Consider the following 16,039-nt stretch of genomic DNA (forward strand, 5'->3'; position numbering starts at 1 on the left):
ATCGCCGTATCGAAGAGCGACTAGAGCCGGTTCAACAACTCAGCCGTTGGCCAGGCATCCGCAGGCAGGCCTAGTCGTGCTTGCTCTGACTGGACAGCCGCGCGGGTCCCTGCGCCCAGAATCCCGTCGATCTTGCCCACATTATGGCCGCGCGCGTGCAGCTTGCTTTGCAGCTGCTTCATCTGTGCACCAGATAAGCCTTGGGCCGCGTTGCCCGCGTCATAGACCTGTGCCCCTTCAAGCCGGGTGCCGAAATAGGCTGCGGTCAGCACATAGACAAAGCTCTGGTTCCATTCGAAATACACATCAAAATTTGGATAGGCCAGAAAGGCAGGCCCGTTATGCCCTTGCGGTAGGATCAGCGAGGCGGGCAGGTTGGTGAGGGACCCGTTGCGTGCCTGAACGCCCATCGCCTGCCAGTCAGAAACCGAACGCGGTTTGCCCGGGCCCGATAGCGACCAATCTATCCGTGCGGGTACAGTGACCTCTTGCAGCCAAGGCTGCCCCGGTTGCCAGCCCAGATGCGACAGCATCTTGGCGCCCGACATAAGCGCATCGGGCGCAGAGGTCTTTAGCGAAACCTTGCCGTCACCATCGCCATCGACCCCGTTTTCCAGAATGTCTCGGGGCAGCATCTGTACCATTCCAATCTCGCCAGCCCAAGCACCTGACGTGCGGGCCGGGTCGAAATTTCCCCGGCTGTACAGCTCAATCGCGGCGAACACCTGAGGCCGGAACAATTCTGGACGACGGCAATCATGCGCCAGCGTCACCAGCGCGTTGCGGGTGTTGAAATCCCCCTGAAACGCCCCGTAATCCGTTTCGAACGCCCAAAATGCCAACAGCACCCCGCGCGAGACACCATATTGTTGCTCGATCCGGTCAAACACCGCGTCGTATTTGCGCGACATGGCCTGACCCCGGTCGATCCGGTTTTGTGAAATCAGGTGTCGCGAAAAATCAATGAACGGTTTCTGGAACACGCCCTGTGCCCGGTCGGCTTTCAATACCGCGTTGTCTTGTTGCACACCTTTGAAGAAGGCATTGACGGTGGATTTGTCAAAGCCTTGCTGAACGGCCTCGGCCTTCAACCCCTTCACGAAGGAATTGAAACCCCCGCCACATTGGGCAAACGCAGGTGAAGCAAACAAGGCGGCGGCAACAAGGCCGGAAAGAAAACGCATGGACAGGTCCGTCAGATTATGAAGCTGACCCCAACCCACACTGACACGAGGCCAAGCGCAAGCCCCCATATCCTCCAAAGCATGTCACATGCGCGGAAAACCTCTGGCGCACCAATTTCGCGCGGGGCATTGCCGTTGACCCAGGCCAGATCACGGAGCTTTCCGTCATAACTGCGCGGCCCGGCAAGGGCCACGCTCAGCGCGCGTGCCATTGCCGCCTCGGGCCAGCCAGCGTTGGGAGAGATATGGCGGCGCGCATCGCCCACCATCTGCTCCCATTTCGCCCATTGGTTTGACAAGATGACGATCAATAGAAATGTCAGTCGTGCCGGGACCAGGTTCAGGACATCGTCCAACCGCGCAGCTGCCCATCCGAAATCACGGTATTTATCCGTGCGATAGCCGACCATGCTGTCGGCGGTATTGATCGCCTTGTAGACCAGAAGCCCTGGCAGGCCACCCACCAGAAACCAGAAGGCCGGCGCGATGACTCCGTCGCTGAGGTTTTCAGCCGCGCTCTCGATCGCGGATCGGGCGACCTGTGCTTCGGTCATGTCCTTGGTGTCGCGTGACACGATCATGGCGACCTTCGCGCGCCCATCGACCAGCGAGGTCTGCAAACCCTCGCCAACAGCGCGAACATGTTCCACCAGCGATTTTTGTGCCAACAGCACAGCGCAGATGATGGTGCCGATGATCGGGCCAAGCAAAGACAGAAGCCCCCCAAGCCCAGCGGCACCTGCGACCAGCAGCGCGGCAACAGCTGTGCCCTTAAGGCGACGGTACGAGCCATGGTTCAGGCGGTCGTCAAGCCACCCGATAAGTTTACCGATCATAACGGCGGGGTGCCGGACGCGCGACCACAGCCAATCCGGCTCGCCCAGTGCCGCATCCAGACACATCGCACAGATCAAGATAAAGGCGGTGCTCACAGGGCCGCCTCAAGCCGCGCCCAGCCATCTGCCGGTGGCAGGCCAAGGCGCAGATAGGTTTGCGAATAGGGGAATACACGACTCCAGATATGTGCGCGGGCCAGACGGTCTTGCCAGGCGCTGGCGTCGTTGACCTGATAGAGCCGGAACAGGCTGGTGCCGCCGATCAGCTGCGCGCCTTTCTGCGTTACCATCCGATCCATCCGGGCGGCATCGGCCGCCAAAAGCAGGCGGGTCTCGTCAGCCCAGGCCGTGTCGCGCAGCGCTTGCTCTCCGATCCGCAAGGCGGGACCTGAGACCGCCCAAGGCCCGGTCAGATCGTTCAAACGTGCGATTAGACCGGAGCGTGCGATGGCAAATCCCAGCCGAACCCCCGCCAGCCCCCAGAACTTGCCAAAGCTTTTTAGCACGATAACACCGGGCCGGTCGGCAAGATGGATCAGCGAGGCATCGGGCGTGACGTCGCAAAAGCTCTCGTCGATAATCGTCAGGGGGGCATCCACATCGCCCACGCTCCAGATGCGCCCATCTGGGTTGTTGGGGTGCACGATCACGCGTGCCTCAACTGGGCCGGAGTTCTGTAGCGCCCAGCCCTGCGCGGCAAAGGCGGCGGCATGTTCGTTATAGGTCGGAGTGGTAATCTGAACCCGGCCGGTTGCAGCCAGCGCAGGAATGCGGGCGATCAGAGCAGATGCGCCGGGTGCAGGCAGGATCTCTGCACCTTCGGGAACAGACCAGAAACTGCGGGCCGCATCGGTCAGCCGTTCAAATGCGCCATGGTCTGGCAGTTCCGTCCAATCCGATGGGGTGAGCCCGGCAACCTCGTAGGGAACCGGGTTGATTCCGGTGGACAGGTCGATCCAATCGTTGCGCTTGCCGCCATAGACAGACATGGCCCCATCCAGCCCACCGCCATGGTCCCGGGCGGCCCGCGGATTCAAATCTCTGTTTTCGCGCGCCATCGGGCCCCTCGCCGGAATCACCAAAATTTGCTTGTTTCAAGCGGATTTCTGCCGGTTTTACAAGCAAATCCGCGTGATCAGAGGTGTGCTCAGGCCTGGTTAACACTTTGTTAATGAATTCGCGTGAACACAAACCTTAGGGGTCGGCACCACTCACCAATATAAGTGCCGAGGTTGTTGATGATGAATGTACTGATTGTTGAGAGTAACCCTGATTTAGGTCGGGTCTGGAAAAGGCATCTTGAGCGACAGGGTGCCGAGGTCACGCTTGTGACCGGGCAAGAGGATGCGATCCTTGCCCTTTATGGTGCCGAATTTGAGATCATCGTGATGGATCTGGTGCTGGAAACCGGTAGCGCCTTGGCTGTGGCTGACTTTGCCAGCTATCGCAGGCCCGAGGCCCGGGTGATCTTCGTGACCAACACCACTTTCTTTTCGGATGGCTCGATCTTTGCCCATAGCCCGAATGCCTGCGCTTATGTGCAAAGCGGCACGCCGCCAGAGGATCTGGCGGCGATGGTTGAGCATTACGCGGCGGGGCGCTGATCGCGCCCATGGGGCTCCAGATAGTTCAGGATCGGGTTCGTCGGGATGATCCGGTGCGGGTTAATGCTCTCATGGCTGTAGTGATAGTGGCGCACGATATGGTTTAAGTTCACGGTCCGCGCGACACCCGGCCACTGGTACAGCTCGCGGGTATAGGCCCACAGGTTGGGATAGTCGATCAGACGCCGCCGGTTGCATTTGAAATGCAGATGGTAGACCGGATCAAACCGGATCAGCGTGGTGAACAACCGCCAGTCGGCCTCGGTGATGCGGTCGCCCATCAGATAGCGGCTGGTGGACAGCCGGTCTTCGAGCCAGTCCAGCGTGTCAAAGAGCGGGCCAACGGCTGCGTCATATGCCGCCTGGCTGGTGGCAAAGCCGGATTTGTAGACCCCGTTATTGATGTCGGAATAGACGCGGGCATTGACCTGTTCGATTTCGTCACGCATCGCCTCGGGCCAGTAATCATCGGTGTTCCCGGTGATCCCGTCAAAGGCCGAGTTGAACATCCGGATGATTTCCGAACTTTCGTTTGAGACGATGGTTTCCTGTTCCTTGTCCCACAGGATCGGAACGGTTACGCGCCCCGAATAGGTCGGGTCAGCCTTGGTATAGATTTGGTGGGCATAGTCCATTCCGTACAGTACGTCGCCCGCCGCCCCGTGTTCGTCGGTTGCAAATGTCCATCCCTTGTTCAGCATGTCTGGGTGTACAACCGAAACCGGGATCAGATCGGACAGCTCTTTCAGTTCGCGGAATATCAGTGTCCTGTGGGCCCAGGGGCAGGCATGGCTGACATAAAGATGGTACCGGTCAGGTTCGGCTTTGAAGCCGCCCGTGCCCGAGGGTCCGGCGCTGCCATCAGCGGTCAACCAGTTGCGAAATTGCGCCGCGCTACGCTTGAAAGCGCCGCCTGTGGATTTGGTATCATACCATGTGTCGTGCCATTTGCCGTCGACCAATAAGCCCATGCTTGGATCCTCCGTAATGCGGTTTCCCGGAACATACGCTTTGAAGGGGACCGATCCTATGCGAGCCGCCGCGCATTGTGCCTGCGTTTTCGCACAGGTTGGAATGGGATTTCCGTGCAACAGGTTTGGATTCGACCGCGTTGAGTGATCGGCTTCACTGGATTTTTACAGTCTACGTTCCAAAATAGAGTCCGCTGCGGGGGAGTTTTGATATGAGTACCTATGTTTCCAAAGAAATCAGCGCCGAATTGGATGCTGCGCGAATCGCGAGTCTGAAGAAAACCAGCCGACTTCGTGTCGAATTGGGTGACAATACCTACAAAATTCTCCGATTGTGGAAGGATGGCTTCACCGTAGAGGCCGCGACCACGCCTCGATTGCGCGGTTTGGTCGATATCTACGATGGCGCGCGTCACTTATATCAATGCCTGATCATTGCCGATGAATGTGAGGCAGGCGAAATGCGTTATGAATTCAAGCGCAGCACGGCCGCCTCCGACAAGGCCCCATTGGATTTCTATCGATCTCCGGACGCGCCCATCGCGCTGCTTGGAAACAAGGACTAGGCTTTTGCCCATCGGGTCTGCCGATGGGCATCCCGCTATTGCAGATCGGAAAACGCGTGTTTCAGCCGTTTGCTGGCCTCTTCGACACGCCCGCGTTGCGTCGCAAGATTGAACCGCTCGAATGTCTCTCCACCCGCACCAAAGCCGGGGCCGGGCGAGGTGGCGATTTTTGCATCCTCGCGCAGACGTCGGGTAAATTCTGCGTGGTCCATTCCGGTGCCCGAGAAATCAATCCAAGCCAAATAGGTTGCCTGTAGGGGCATTGACCACAGGCCAGGGATTTCTGCGATTGCAGCGTCAAAGATTTTTCGATTGCTATCAAGATGGGCGATCTGTTCATCCACCCAAGCGGCCCCTTCAGTCGAATAGGCAGCGGTGATCATTGCGACTCCCAATGCGCTGGGATCATAATCCAGTGTCTGGATTCGGCGACGCATCGCGGCGCGCAGATCCGGGTCGGGGATGATCATATTCCCCGTCCGTTGACCGGCGATGTTGAAAGTCTTGGACGCTGCCGTCAGTGTCACGGTCCAGGGCCGCGCATCCGGCGCGGCGACATCCATCGGAACAAAGGTCGTGCCGGGATAGACCAGATCGTGGTGAATCTCGTCCGAAACCAGAATAAGGTCGTTCCGTTCCGCAAATGCCGCGACTGCGCGCAATTCCTCTGGCGTCCAGACCCGGCCCGAGGGGTTCTGAGGCGAACACCACAAAAGCATCTTCTCGGTTCCATCCAGCCGCGACTGCGCGTCTTCCAGATCAAGGCCATAGCCGTCGCCGTCGCGCATCAAGGGGCATTCCACCACGCGCCGACCCGACTTTTTCACCTTATGTGCAAACTCATGGTAGACGGGTGTAAAGATGACCACTCCGTCGCCCGGACTGGTCCAGACATCGAGGCAGAGCGCAATCGCATTTCCCAGACCCTGCGACGTCAGAATCCAATCAGAATCGATCTCCCACCCGTGGCGGTTCTTCATCCACCATTGGATGGAATTCAGGTAGTCCGGGTGCATCCAGGAATATCCGAAAACACCGTGATCCGCCGCGTTACGCACAGCGTCGATCACACAAGGCGCCGTAGAATAGTCGGAATCGGCCGTCCACATTGCCAGACCGTCATCCGGCGAAAGGCCATACAGCTTTTCAAGCTTGTCCCATTTCGAACTGTTAGTGCCGCGGCGGTCGATCAGGTCGTTGAATGTCATATCTGCTCCATCTGTCCGGATGAAAGCTAGCCGCAAATTCGGCAGGTGCAAGGGGGGCGTTGCGGCTTAGGGCGTGATGGCCTAAATCAACCTCATGAAACGCAATATACTGATCCATCCCGACCCCCGCCTGAAAAAGATCTGCTCTCCCGTAGTGGATCTGACGGACGAATTGCGCCAGCTGGCTGATGACATGCTTGAGACGATGTATGATGCGCCTGGTATCGGGCTGGCAGCGCCTCAGATTGGGATGCTGGACCGGCTGATCGTTATGGACTGTGTCAAGGAAGAGGGCGAGGCTCCACGCCCGCTGATTATGTTCAACCCCGAAGTGGTCGCATCGTCGGACGAGACGAATGTCTATGAAGAAGGTTGTCTTTCGATCCCCGAACAATTCGCCGAAGTCACGCGCCCAAAGATCGTGGACGTGGCTTGGATCGATCGTGATGGTAACGCGCAGCGGGAAACATTCGATGGCCTTTGGGCAACCTGTGTCCAGCATGAGATTGACCACCTGAACGGGAAGCTGTTCATCGATTATCTTAAGCCTATGAAACGCCAGATGATCACCCGAAAAATGCAAAAGCTGAAACGCGAGCAGGCGCGCGAATGACCGTTCGTACCTGCCTGCCATGGCCTGATAAGCGTCTGCGGACTAAAGCCGAAGATATCACCGAAATTACTGACGAGGTTCGTGCCATCTGGGATGACATGATCGACACAATGGAGGCGATGCCCGGCGTCGGCCTTGCCGCACCGCAGATCGGCGTGATGCTCCGGCTGGCGGTGGTCGATGGCTCGACCGAGAGGGGGCGGGCTGTGCGGCTGGCAAACCCTGAGATCCTGCACAGATCGGTCGAATTGCGCGAGCATGAAGAAGCCAGCCCAAACTTGCCTGGCGTGTCGGCCAATGTGAAACGTCCCCGGGCTGTGACGGTAAAGTTTCTCAACGAAAAAGGCATCATCGACCGCCGTGACTTTGTCGGGATCGAAGCCACCAGCGTGCAGCACCAGATCGACCATCTAAACGGGCAGATGTATTTCGACAGGCTCAGCAAGGTCAAACGAGACATTCTGCTGCGCAAAGCTAAAAAGCTGGGGTAGGCATGCGGCTGATCTTTTTGGGGACACCCGATTTCTCGGTTCCGGTGCTGGACGCGCTGATTGATGCGGGGCATGAGGTTGCCGCCGTCTACTGCCAGCCTCCGCGCCCAGCGGGCAGAGGCAAAAAGGATCGTCCAACCCCCGTTCATGCTCGGGCCGAGGCATTGGGACTGACCGTTCGGCATCCGGTCTCATTGAAATCAGCGGAAGAACAGGACGCCTTTGCCGCGTTGAATGCGGATGTGGCTGTCGTCGTGGCCTATGGTCTGTTGTTGCCACAACCGATTCTGGATGCGCCTACGCAGGGATGTCTGAACATTCATGCAAGCCTGTTGCCGCGCTGGCGGGGGGCTGCGCCGATCCATCGGGCGATCATGGCGGGTGATGCGCAAACCGGTATTTGCATCATGCAGATGGAGGCTGGTCTGGATACCGGGCCAGTCCTGTTGCGGCGGGCCACCGACATTGGTGCGCAGGAGACCACAGGGCAGTTGCATGACCGGCTGTCTGAAATGGGCGCTTCTCTGATCGTCGAGGCACTGTCCAAACTGCCGAACCTGACGCCCGAGCCTCAACCCGACGTCGGCGTGACCTATGCCGCCAAGATCGACAAGGCTGAGGCGCGTGTTGACTGGGCCAGACCCGCGGTCGAAATTGACCGTCAGATCCGTGGCCTGTCCCCCTTTCCCGGCGCCTGGACCGAGATGAATGGCGAGCGGATCAAGCTGCTTGGTTCCAAATTGGCCGAGGGGCAGGGTGTTGCAGGAGAGGTTCTTGACGACCAACTGAAGGTTGCCTGTGACGATGACGCGATCGAGCTGCTGCGCTTGCAACGGGCGGGTAAAGGGGCGCAGGATAGGGAAACTTTTCTGCGGGGGTGGCCGATTGCCGTTGGTACCCGCCTGTCATCGGAGTAGGCCGCCATGTTCATGATCCTGATGGGGACTGTCGTTATTGCTGGGATTGTCGGCTATCTGTCCGAGAAATCCGGCTTTACCCATAATGGCATTCTGCAGTCGATCATCATCTGCGTAGGTGGTGCATTCCTGTTCTATTTCGTGCGCATCATGTTCGGGGTCAGCTTTGGCCCGCCCGGTCTGGATGCAGTGCTGTCCTCGATCGGGGCGCTGATCATCGTTCCGACCCATTGGAGGAAGTGACATGCCCGTCATCGCCCTGATCGTCATCGGCGCCGCTGCGGGTTTTCTGGCCACCCGCCTGATGCGGATTGAGGCAGATATTCCCACCACCATGCTGATCGGTATCATTGGTGCCTTGGTTGGTGGGTTTCTCCTGCGGGCATTGCTCACGATGATGGGCTGGCTGTCCGGGTTTGTCGGCGCTGTGCTGGGGGCGCTTCTGGTGATCTGGATCTGGCAGACCTATATGCGCCGCTAAGCCTTGATCAAGGCCGACTGCGTGGCGGGCGGCTTTTGTAGACGGGCAGTTTCCAGCCGAACAGCAGCGATCCTGCCCGCAATGCCCAGCAGATCAGGGCGCAGGCGGCAAGCACGGTCAGCTCCTCGAACCCCATCCGTTTGGCAATAACGGCCGCTACCGAGCCTGCAAGGGCGCAAGACACATAAAGCTCACCCTGTTTCAGCACCAGCGGAACCTCGTTGCAGACCACGTCCCGCATCAGGCCGCCAAAGCATCCGGTGGTGACACCCATCAATACCACGATCGTGCCGGATTGGTCCAAGGATAATGCGACGCCCGTGCCGGCAGCTACTGCAATGGACAGGGCGAAACTGTCCAACCAAACCAGCCAGTTATATCGGCTTTCGACCAGATGGGCTGTAAAGAACACAAGCACCGCCGCACTGCAGGCCATCAGGACATAGCTGGGCTGGCCAACCCAGAACACCGGATTCCGATCCAACAGCAGGTCACGCACCGTGCCGCCGCCAACGGCGGTCAGGCAGGCGATAAAGGCAAACCCTACAAGATCAAGCTGCGCGCGACTGGCGACCAATGCGCCAGTCAGCGCAAAAACCAGAACCGAGGCATAATCGAGCAGGTCCAAACCGCTCATGTCTGTGCCTTCTTTGGTTTGAATGGGGCCATGCCTGCGCGGGCAAGTTCATCGGCCTTTTCGTTTTCCGGGTGACCCGCATGGCCCTTGACCCATTCCCAAGTCACATCATGGCGCATCTGCGCCTCATCCAGCCGTTGCCACAGATCGACATTCTTAACCGGCTTCTTGTTCGAGGTCTTCCAGCCATTCTTTTTCCAGCCGAAGATCCAACCGGTGACGCCGTTTTTCACATAGGCGCTGTCAGTGATTACGGTGATTTTAGAGGCACGTTCAAGCGTTTCAAGCGCGCTGATCGCGGCCAGCAGTTCCATTCGGTTGTTGGTGGTTTCAGCTTCGCCGCCGCTCAGTTCACGCTGTTTCAGGACGGTGTCGCCTTCCATTGCACGCAGCAACACGCCCCAGCCACCCGGGCCTGGATTGCCGGAACAAGCACCGTCAGTATAGGCAAACAGTTCAGGCATGGGCCAGCACCAGAATGAAGCCATCGTAAGAACCCGCCAGACCTTCGCCGATCCCGGTCCTAATCCCGTCGATGGTAAAGCCGGCATCTGCCAGGGCCTCCTCGATCTCTGTCTGCGAGAAGTAGCTATAATAGCGATCCAGATGATCGCGATGTTCGCCCGTGCCCAGTTTGAGGCCCAGGAAAAAAACGCCCTGCGGTTTCAGCGCCCGGTGGATGGCCGCCAAATGGCGTGGGAAATCCTTGCGAGGCGCGTGCAGCAGCGAGAAGCTGGCGTAGATGCCGTCATATGCGGCCACTTCGGTCACGTCGTCGAAAGTACCCAGATGCGCGTCCACGCCATTGGCGCGCGCATAGTCAACAAAAGCGGGCGTCGCATCCAGCGCATGCACGCTCAGGCCCTGGCGTAGAAAGAACGCGCTGTCTGACCCGGGGCCCGAGCCCAGATCCAACACATGCCCCTTACCGACGGCATCGGCAAATTCCTGACGCGATGTCAGCTGCTCCGGTGGTAGAGGAACCTTGAGGTATTCGGCCACGTTGTTGGTATAGGCGTTGATAGTTTTGGGATCGCTCACAGATAGACTCCGACGGCAAGGCAGGCCAATACGACTGCGGTCAGCAAAATGCGCAACCGCATCCACCAGACCGGTGTAAGCCGCCAATACGAAAAGATGGCATCCAACATCAGTAGCCCGCCAAACCCCCACATCAGATTTGTGCCAGTGCTGACAGGCCCGCTGCCGGTTTTGAGAAAGGCCCACAGGGCGGGTAATGTGGACAGCGCATAACAGGTCGCGGCCTTGCTGCCAGAGGTTTTACTGGAAAACCCCCACAGCACGCCGGACATAAAGCTGAGGATGATCGCCCCATAATACAACTGGATATACGGACCGACAAAACGTGCGCCCAGCGCCTGTCGGCCCCAGTCGTTCAGATCGCCGTTCAGATAGGTCAGCGCGCCCCAGATGAAGGGGATCAGCCCGGCCAACCCCAGAAACAGCGGCGCCCTTGGTATGCCGCTCATGCGGGTTGGCGCAGGACGCGCGGGACTTTGAATTCGACATTCTCGGTCGCTGTTTCAACCATTTCGACCGTCACATCGTAATGCTGCCTGAACGCATCGATAACTTCGTTGATCAGAACCTCGGGGGCAGAAGCGCCTGCTGTCAGAGCGATCGAAGAGATACCTTCGAGTGCGCGCCAGTCGATGTCGGTCGCGCGCTGCACCAGTTGGGCATAGCTGCATCCAGCGCGTGCCGCGACCTCGACCAAACGGCGTGAGTTAGATGAATTCGGCGCCCCCACAACCAACAGGGCATCGGACTTCCGGGCCACAACCTTGACTGCTTCTTGCCGGTTGGTTGTAGCGTAACAGATATCTTCTTTGTGAGGGCCGACGATAGATGGAAATCGGGTCTGAAGCGCTGCAATGATATCCTTTGTATCGTCAACCGACAGGGTCGTCTGAGTGACAAAGGCCAGTTTGTCAGGGTCGCGGACCTGGACGTCTGCGACGTCTGCAACGGTTTCGACCAGCAAAACCTCTCCTTCCGGTAGCTGTCCCATCGTTCCGATAGTTTCGGGATGGCCCTTATGTCCGATCATGATCATCTGCAGCCCGGCTTCGGCGTGGCGCTGTGCTTCGACATGGACTTTGGAGACCAGCGGGCAGGTGGCGTCGACATAGACCATCTGGCGCTGCGCCGCCGTCGCGGGTATCGATTTGGGAACCCCGTGCGCCGAGAATATTACCGGGCGATCGTCGGGGCAGTCTTCCAGTTCATCGACAAAGATCGCACCTTTGGCGCGCAATCCATCGACCACGAATTTGTTATGGACAATCTCGTGCCGAACATAGACCGGGGCGCCCCATTTCTGCAGCGCCATCTCGACAATCTTTATGGCCCTGTCGACACCAGCACAGAACCCGCGCGGGGCGGCAAGATAGAGGGTCAGGGGGGGCTTGGTCATGTCGCGTTCTCCTTACCGACACAGGTAAGTCTTTTCACGGCCATGGTCCAGTCAGGACAATGTCATTGATCCGACATGGTTCAATGCTAGCCAATAGGTGTTTTCAGCACCTGATCTTTGTTTAAAAAGCGCGGCCAGGGTTTCCCCTGACCGCGCTTATTTTCAACCGAGTTTGCTTTGGGGCCAGGTTATTACCCGCCTGCGGCAACGGTGCGCGGTTCCATCGGCATTTCGCGCGGCGGGCGACCGATCACGTCGCGGAGATCTTCCAGCTCGATGAAGTTGTCGGCCTGGCGGCGCAATTCGTCCGAGATCATGGGTGGCTGGCTGCGGATGGTCGACACCACAGAAACGCGTACCCCCTGACGTTGCAGGCTTGCAATCAGCGGGCGGAAATCCCCATCGCCGGAAAACAGCACGATATGGTCTACACGTGGTGCAAGCTCCATGGCATCGACGGTCAGTTCGATATCCATGTTACCTTTGACTTTCCGACGCCCCATGCTGTCGGTGTATTCTTTTGCCGGTTTCGTAACCATGGTGAAGCCATTGTAATGCAGCCAATCAACCAGTGGACGGATGGGCGAATACTCGTCATTTTCAAGTAGCGCTGTGTAATAGAAAGCTCTGAGCATCTTACCGCGGCGCATGAATTCCTGGCGCAGCAGTTTATAGTCAATGTCAAACCCCAGTGCTTTTGCGGCTGCATAAAGATTCGAGCCGTCGATGAACAGCGCTAGCCGTTCGTCTTTATAAAACATAAATAGATCCTTCCGGTACAAATCAGCGCGCTGCGTGTTACGTGAGTGAGGCTTGGGAAAATACAGCGCATTGATATCCCCATAATTAGGGGTTTTATGGTGTATCGCAAGTATGCAATTCGCCGAATATAGGGAGTAGGATGCGCAAAACCACCTCAAAAGCAGTGCTTGCCCTCGGCGCAAATCTCAAAGTGAGAGGTTTTGAGCCCCATCTGACGCTACGGCATGCCATTGACGCGATTTTGCGCCAGGGGCTGTTGATTCGGGCTGAAAGCCGCTTTTATGCGACCCCTTGTTTTCCTGAGGGCGCGGGCCCGGACTATGTGAATGCGGCCGTGTTGATCGAGACTGAAAGGTCACCCTTTGAGTTGCTGCAGATATTGCATGGAATTGAACATGATTACGGGCGTGAGAGGATTCAGCGCTGGGGAATGCGGACGTTGGATCTGGACCTGGTCTGTTACGATGATCTGGTTCTGCCCGACCGCGAGGTTTTTCAAAGCTGGTTATCTCTGCCACCCGAAGATCAGAAACAGCAGGCGCCGGATCAGTTGATCCTGCCGCACCCAAGGGTACAGGATCGTGCGTTTGTGCTTGTTCCCATGGCGGATGTTGCCCCGAACTGGCGGCATCCGATACTGGACCAGACCGTCATGGAAATGCTTGCGGGGCTTCCTTCGGACGATATTGCGGCAGTTACCCCGTTATGATTGGTGCATTTGCAGCATTTCCTGCTTGTCAAGGCAGGGATTCGCCCTTAGATAAACCTCTTCCTGACATGGATTCAGTAACGGAGAGCGCCCCATGGCCCGCGTGACGGTTGAAGATTGCGTAGACAAGGTCCCGAACCGGTTTGAACTGGTGATGCTTGCCGCCCATCGTGCGCGCGAGATTTCCGCCGGTGGTCCGATCACCGTTGACCGTGACAACGACAAAAACCCGGTTGTTTCTCTGCGTGAGATCGCTGACGAGACTCAAAGCGCTGATGAGCTGCGCGAGCGGCTGATTGAGGCCAACCAGACCCAAATCGAGGTCGACGAGCCTGAAGAAGACCAGATGGCGCTGCTGATGGGTGCGGAAACAGACAAGCCTGCGGATGACGACATGTCCGAAGAAAAGCTGCTGCGCGCTCTGATGGAGGCTCAAGGCCAGGGGTAATCCCCACAAATGAAGGTGCGGACCGGATGATTTCTGCTGAAGACCTGATTGCGCTGGTCCGCAACTACAATCCAAAAACGAATGCAGACCGCATTGCCAAGGCGTATGAGTTCGGCAAGCAGATGCATGATGGGCAGTTCCGCCATTCTGGCGAGCCCTATTTCACCCACCCCGTTGCCGTTGCCGCCATCCTGACCGAACAGCGTCTGGATGATGCGACTATTATCACGGCGCTACTGCACGATACGATCGAAGACACCAAGGCCAATTACGGCAAAGTGTCTGAGCTGTTTGGCGAAGAAGTCGCCAAGCTGGTTGATGGGGTCACCAAACTGACAAACCTTCAGCTGTCCAGCCGCGAAACCAAACAGGCCGAGAACTTCCGCAAGCTGTTCATGGCGATGTCCAAGGATTTGCGGGTCATTCTGGTTAAGCTCGCAGACCGTCTGCACAATATGCGCACAATCAAGGCGATGCGGCCCGAAAAGCAGATCGTCAAAGCGCGCGAGACGATGGATATCTACGCGCCGCTCGCAGGCCGTATGGGTATGCAATGGATGCGGGAAGAGCTGGAAGACCTCGCTTTCCGCGTTCTCAACTCTGAAGGCCGCCAGTCCATCATCCGCCGCTTCATCACGCTGCAGCGCGAAACGGGTGACGTGATCCACCGGATCACCGGCGACATGCGGCACGAACTTGAAAAGGCCGGGATTGAAGCCGAGGTTTTTGGCCGTGCCAAGAAACCCTATTCGATTTGGCGTAAAATGCAGGAAAAGGACCAGGGGTTCTCGCGTCTGTCCGACATTTACGGGTTCCGCATCATTACGCAAAGCGAAGAAGACTGCTATCGAACCCTTGGAGCGATCCACCAGCGTTGGCGCGCCGTACCGGGGCGGTTCAAGGATTATATCAGTCAGCCGAAATCGAACGGTTATCGGTCGATCCACACCACCGTTTCAGGCCGTGACGGCAAGCGGGTCGAGGTTCAGATCCGCACCCGTCAGATGCATGATGTCGCCGAAACCGGCGTGGCCGCGCACTGGTCCTATCGGGATGGCGTGCGTTCGGAAAACCCCTTTGCCGTCGACCCGGCTAAGTGGATCGCCAACCTGACTGAACAATTCGACAGCGAAGAGGATCACGAGGATTTCCTCGAGGCAGTCAAGCTCGAGATGTATTCGGACCAGGTCTTTTGTTTCACGCCTAAGGGGGACGTGGTGAAACTGCCGCGTGGTGCGACGCCGATTGACTTTGCCTATGCCATCCACACGCGCATCGGGCACGCCTGTGTAGGGGCCAAGGTTGATGGTATTCGCGTGCCACTTTGGACCCGGATCAAAAACGGTCAGTCGGTGGATATCATAACAGCTGACGGTCAGACTCCCCAAGTCACGTGGTTGGAAATTGCCGTCACCGGCAAAGCCCGTACAGCCATTCGTCGCGCCCTGCGCGAGGTTGACCGAGAGCGGTTCATCAAGCTGGGCAAAGAACTCGCGCGATCGGGATTTGAACATGTCGGGCGCAAAGCGACCGACAAGGCGCTGGACACTGCTGCCAAGCATCTGCGCCTGAAAGACCGGCATGAGCTGCTGGCGCGCCTGGGCAGTGCAGAACTAACTGCCCATGATGTGGTCAGCGCCGTCTACCCGGAACTGACGCAAGATGATGGTGATGCCATTCCGATGCGCCGGGCCGTGATCGGTCTTGAGCCGGGGCAGAAGTTTGACCGCGCCCCTTGCTGCCAGCCATTGCCGGGTGAACGGATCGTCGGGATCACTTATCGCGGCAAAGGTGTTGTCGTGCATGCAATCGACTGTGATCGCCTGAGCGAATACGAGAGTGAGCCCAAACGCTGGGTCGATCTGCACTGGCACTCGGGAACTCACCCGGCTGTTTACGGGGCAACGATTGATGTTACGATTGGCAATGACGCAGGTGTGCTGGGTCGCATTTGTACATTGATCGGCGAGAAAAAGGCCAATATCTCGAACCTAGAATTTGTGGATCGCAAACCGGATTTTTACCGCCTGCTGGTCAACGTAGAGCTGCGCGACCTTGAGCAGTTGCATTCGTTGATGTTGATGCTTGAGGCCGAAAGCGATGTTGCAGCGGTTGAACGTTTCAGAGACAGAGCTAAATCCGCAGTTGCGGCTGGCTGAGAAGGGGTGATCAGGA

At 57.8% G+C, this 16,039-nt stretch carries 21 protein-coding genes; 10 read left to right on the forward strand and 11 right to left on the reverse strand.

From position 1 onward, the window contains the following. Window positions 1–20: 20 nt before the first annotated feature. Genes FN806_RS16665 through FN806_RS16675 form a run of 3 tightly spaced genes read right to left on the reverse strand, consistent with a single transcriptional unit; the run spans window position 21 to window position 3,078 of the window. Complete coding sequence (locus FN806_RS16665; RefSeq protein ID WP_142639197.1) at window positions 21–1,184, reverse strand: lytic murein transglycosylase; 1,164 nt, start codon at window positions 1,182–1,184, stop codon at window positions 21–23. Between the two features lie 11 nt (window positions 1,185–1,195). After that, entirely contained in the window at window positions 1,196–2,116 is a 921-nt protein-coding gene (gene cbiB / locus FN806_RS16670; protein WP_142639199.1) for an adenosylcobinamide-phosphate synthase CbiB, read from the reverse strand. Next, complete coding sequence (locus FN806_RS16675; protein ID WP_142639201.1) at window positions 2,113–3,078, reverse strand: threonine-phosphate decarboxylase; 966 nt, start codon at window positions 3,076–3,078, stop codon at window positions 2,113–2,115. Before FN806_RS16675 ends, cbiB begins: the two co-directional genes overlap by 4 nt. A 183-nt stretch (window positions 3,079–3,261) precedes the next feature. Between FN806_RS16675 and FN806_RS16680 the strand changes: the two genes are divergently transcribed. Further along, the gene (locus tag FN806_RS16680) at window positions 3,262–3,624 is read left to right on the forward strand and encodes a response regulator transcription factor (protein ID WP_142639202.1); all 363 of its coding nucleotides are present in this window, start codon (window positions 3,262–3,264) and stop codon (window positions 3,622–3,624) included. On the opposite strand, the gene FN806_RS16685 is transcribed toward FN806_RS16680, so the two are convergent. Beyond that, entirely contained in the window at window positions 3,606–4,595 is a 990-nt protein-coding gene (locus FN806_RS16685; RefSeq protein WP_142639204.1) for a glutathione S-transferase family protein, read from the reverse strand. The genes FN806_RS16680 and FN806_RS16685 overlap by 19 nt on opposite strands. A gap of 212 nt (window positions 4,596–4,807) precedes the next feature. Between FN806_RS16685 and FN806_RS16690 the strand changes: the two genes are divergently transcribed. Continuing rightward, entirely contained in the window at window positions 4,808–5,161 is a 354-nt protein-coding gene (locus tag FN806_RS16690) for a hypothetical protein (RefSeq protein ID WP_142639206.1), read from the forward strand. A 35-nt stretch (window positions 5,162–5,196) separates the two neighbouring features. Here the strand turns inward: FN806_RS16690 and FN806_RS16695 are convergent, their stop codons facing one another. Further along, window positions 5,197–6,369: a MalY/PatB family protein gene (locus FN806_RS16695; RefSeq protein ID WP_142639208.1), complete on the reverse strand. Its 1,173-nt coding sequence runs from the start codon at window positions 6,367–6,369 to the stop codon at window positions 5,197–5,199. A 94-nt stretch (window positions 6,370–6,463) separates the two neighbouring features. Between FN806_RS16695 and def (FN806_RS16700) the strand changes: the two genes are divergently transcribed. From def (FN806_RS16700) to FN806_RS16720, 5 genes are read left to right on the forward strand one after another with little or no spacing between them, the layout of a single operon-like run. After that, on the forward strand, window positions 6,464–6,982 hold the full coding sequence (gene def, locus FN806_RS16700; protein ID WP_142639210.1) for a peptide deformylase: 519 nt from the start codon (window positions 6,464–6,466) through the stop codon (window positions 6,980–6,982). After that, window positions 6,979–7,473 (forward strand): peptide deformylase, encoded by a 495-nt coding sequence (gene def / locus FN806_RS16705; protein WP_142639212.1) that lies wholly within the window; start codon window positions 6,979–6,981, stop codon window positions 7,471–7,473. Before def (FN806_RS16700) ends, def (FN806_RS16705) begins: the two co-directional genes overlap by 4 nt. Window positions 7,474–7,475: 2 nt before the next feature. After that, the gene (gene fmt / locus FN806_RS16710) at window positions 7,476–8,390 is read left to right on the forward strand and encodes a methionyl-tRNA formyltransferase (protein ID WP_142639213.1); all 915 of its coding nucleotides are present in this window, start codon (window positions 7,476–7,478) and stop codon (window positions 8,388–8,390) included. Between the two features lie 6 nt (window positions 8,391–8,396). Beyond that, the gene (locus FN806_RS16715) at window positions 8,397–8,633 is read left to right on the forward strand and encodes a hypothetical protein (RefSeq protein WP_142639214.1); all 237 of its coding nucleotides are present in this window, start codon (window positions 8,397–8,399) and stop codon (window positions 8,631–8,633) included. Between the two features lies 1 nt (window position 8,634). Further along, window positions 8,635–8,871 carry a GlsB/YeaQ/YmgE family stress response membrane protein gene (locus FN806_RS16720; protein WP_142639215.1) on the forward strand — a complete coding sequence of 79 codons (237 nt, stop codon included), beginning with the start codon at window positions 8,635–8,637 and terminating at the stop codon, window positions 8,869–8,871. A gap of 7 nt (window positions 8,872–8,878) precedes the next feature. On the opposite strand, the gene FN806_RS16725 is transcribed toward FN806_RS16720, so the two are convergent. The 6 genes from FN806_RS16725 to FN806_RS16750 form a co-directional block, all read right to left on the reverse strand. Further along, complete coding sequence (locus FN806_RS16725) at window positions 8,879–9,508, reverse strand: trimeric intracellular cation channel family protein (RefSeq protein ID WP_142639216.1); 630 nt, start codon at window positions 9,506–9,508, stop codon at window positions 8,879–8,881. After that, the gene (rnhA, locus tag FN806_RS16730) at window positions 9,505–9,972 is read right to left on the reverse strand and encodes a ribonuclease HI (protein WP_142639217.1); all 468 of its coding nucleotides are present in this window, start codon (window positions 9,970–9,972) and stop codon (window positions 9,505–9,507) included. Before rnhA ends, FN806_RS16725 begins: the two co-directional genes overlap by 4 nt. Next, complete coding sequence (locus tag FN806_RS16735) at window positions 9,965–10,549, reverse strand: class I SAM-dependent DNA methyltransferase (RefSeq protein WP_142639218.1); 585 nt, start codon at window positions 10,547–10,549, stop codon at window positions 9,965–9,967. The genes rnhA and FN806_RS16735 overlap by 8 nt, the downstream gene beginning before the upstream one ends. Beyond that, window positions 10,546–10,998: a DUF3429 domain-containing protein gene (locus tag FN806_RS16740; RefSeq protein ID WP_142639219.1), complete on the reverse strand. Its 453-nt coding sequence runs from the start codon at window positions 10,996–10,998 to the stop codon at window positions 10,546–10,548. The genes FN806_RS16735 and FN806_RS16740 overlap by 4 nt, the downstream gene beginning before the upstream one ends. Further along, on the reverse strand, window positions 10,995–11,945 hold the full coding sequence (gene ispH / locus FN806_RS16745) for a 4-hydroxy-3-methylbut-2-enyl diphosphate reductase (protein WP_142639221.1): 951 nt from the start codon (window positions 11,943–11,945) through the stop codon (window positions 10,995–10,997). Before ispH ends, FN806_RS16740 begins: the two co-directional genes overlap by 4 nt. A gap of 191 nt (window positions 11,946–12,136) precedes the next feature. Beyond that, complete coding sequence (locus FN806_RS16750; protein WP_142639223.1) at window positions 12,137–12,706, reverse strand: LabA-like NYN domain-containing protein; 570 nt, start codon at window positions 12,704–12,706, stop codon at window positions 12,137–12,139. A 140-nt stretch (window positions 12,707–12,846) separates the two neighbouring features. On the opposite strand from FN806_RS16750, the gene folK reads away from it, so the two are divergent. The 3 genes from folK to FN806_RS16765 all read left to right on the forward strand — a co-directional run bounded on the left by folK (window position 12,847) and on the right by FN806_RS16765 (window position 16,023). Beyond that, on the forward strand, window positions 12,847–13,416 hold the full coding sequence (folK, locus tag FN806_RS16755; protein WP_142639232.1) for a 2-amino-4-hydroxy-6-hydroxymethyldihydropteridine diphosphokinase: 570 nt from the start codon (window positions 12,847–12,849) through the stop codon (window positions 13,414–13,416). A gap of 94 nt (window positions 13,417–13,510) precedes the next feature. Beyond that, window positions 13,511–13,864, forward strand: coding sequence for a DNA-directed RNA polymerase subunit omega (rpoZ, locus tag FN806_RS16760; protein ID WP_142639234.1), 354 nt, complete (start codon window positions 13,511–13,513; stop codon window positions 13,862–13,864). 26 nt (window positions 13,865–13,890) lie between these two features. Next, the gene (locus FN806_RS16765; protein WP_142639236.1) at window positions 13,891–16,023 is read left to right on the forward strand and encodes a RelA/SpoT family protein; all 2,133 of its coding nucleotides are present in this window, start codon (window positions 13,891–13,893) and stop codon (window positions 16,021–16,023) included. Window positions 16,024–16,039: the final 16 nt, after the last annotated feature.

The organism is Ruegeria faecimaris, assembly GCF_900182615.1.
GTDB lineage: Bacteria > Pseudomonadota > Alphaproteobacteria > Rhodobacterales > Rhodobacteraceae > Ruegeria > Ruegeria faecimaris.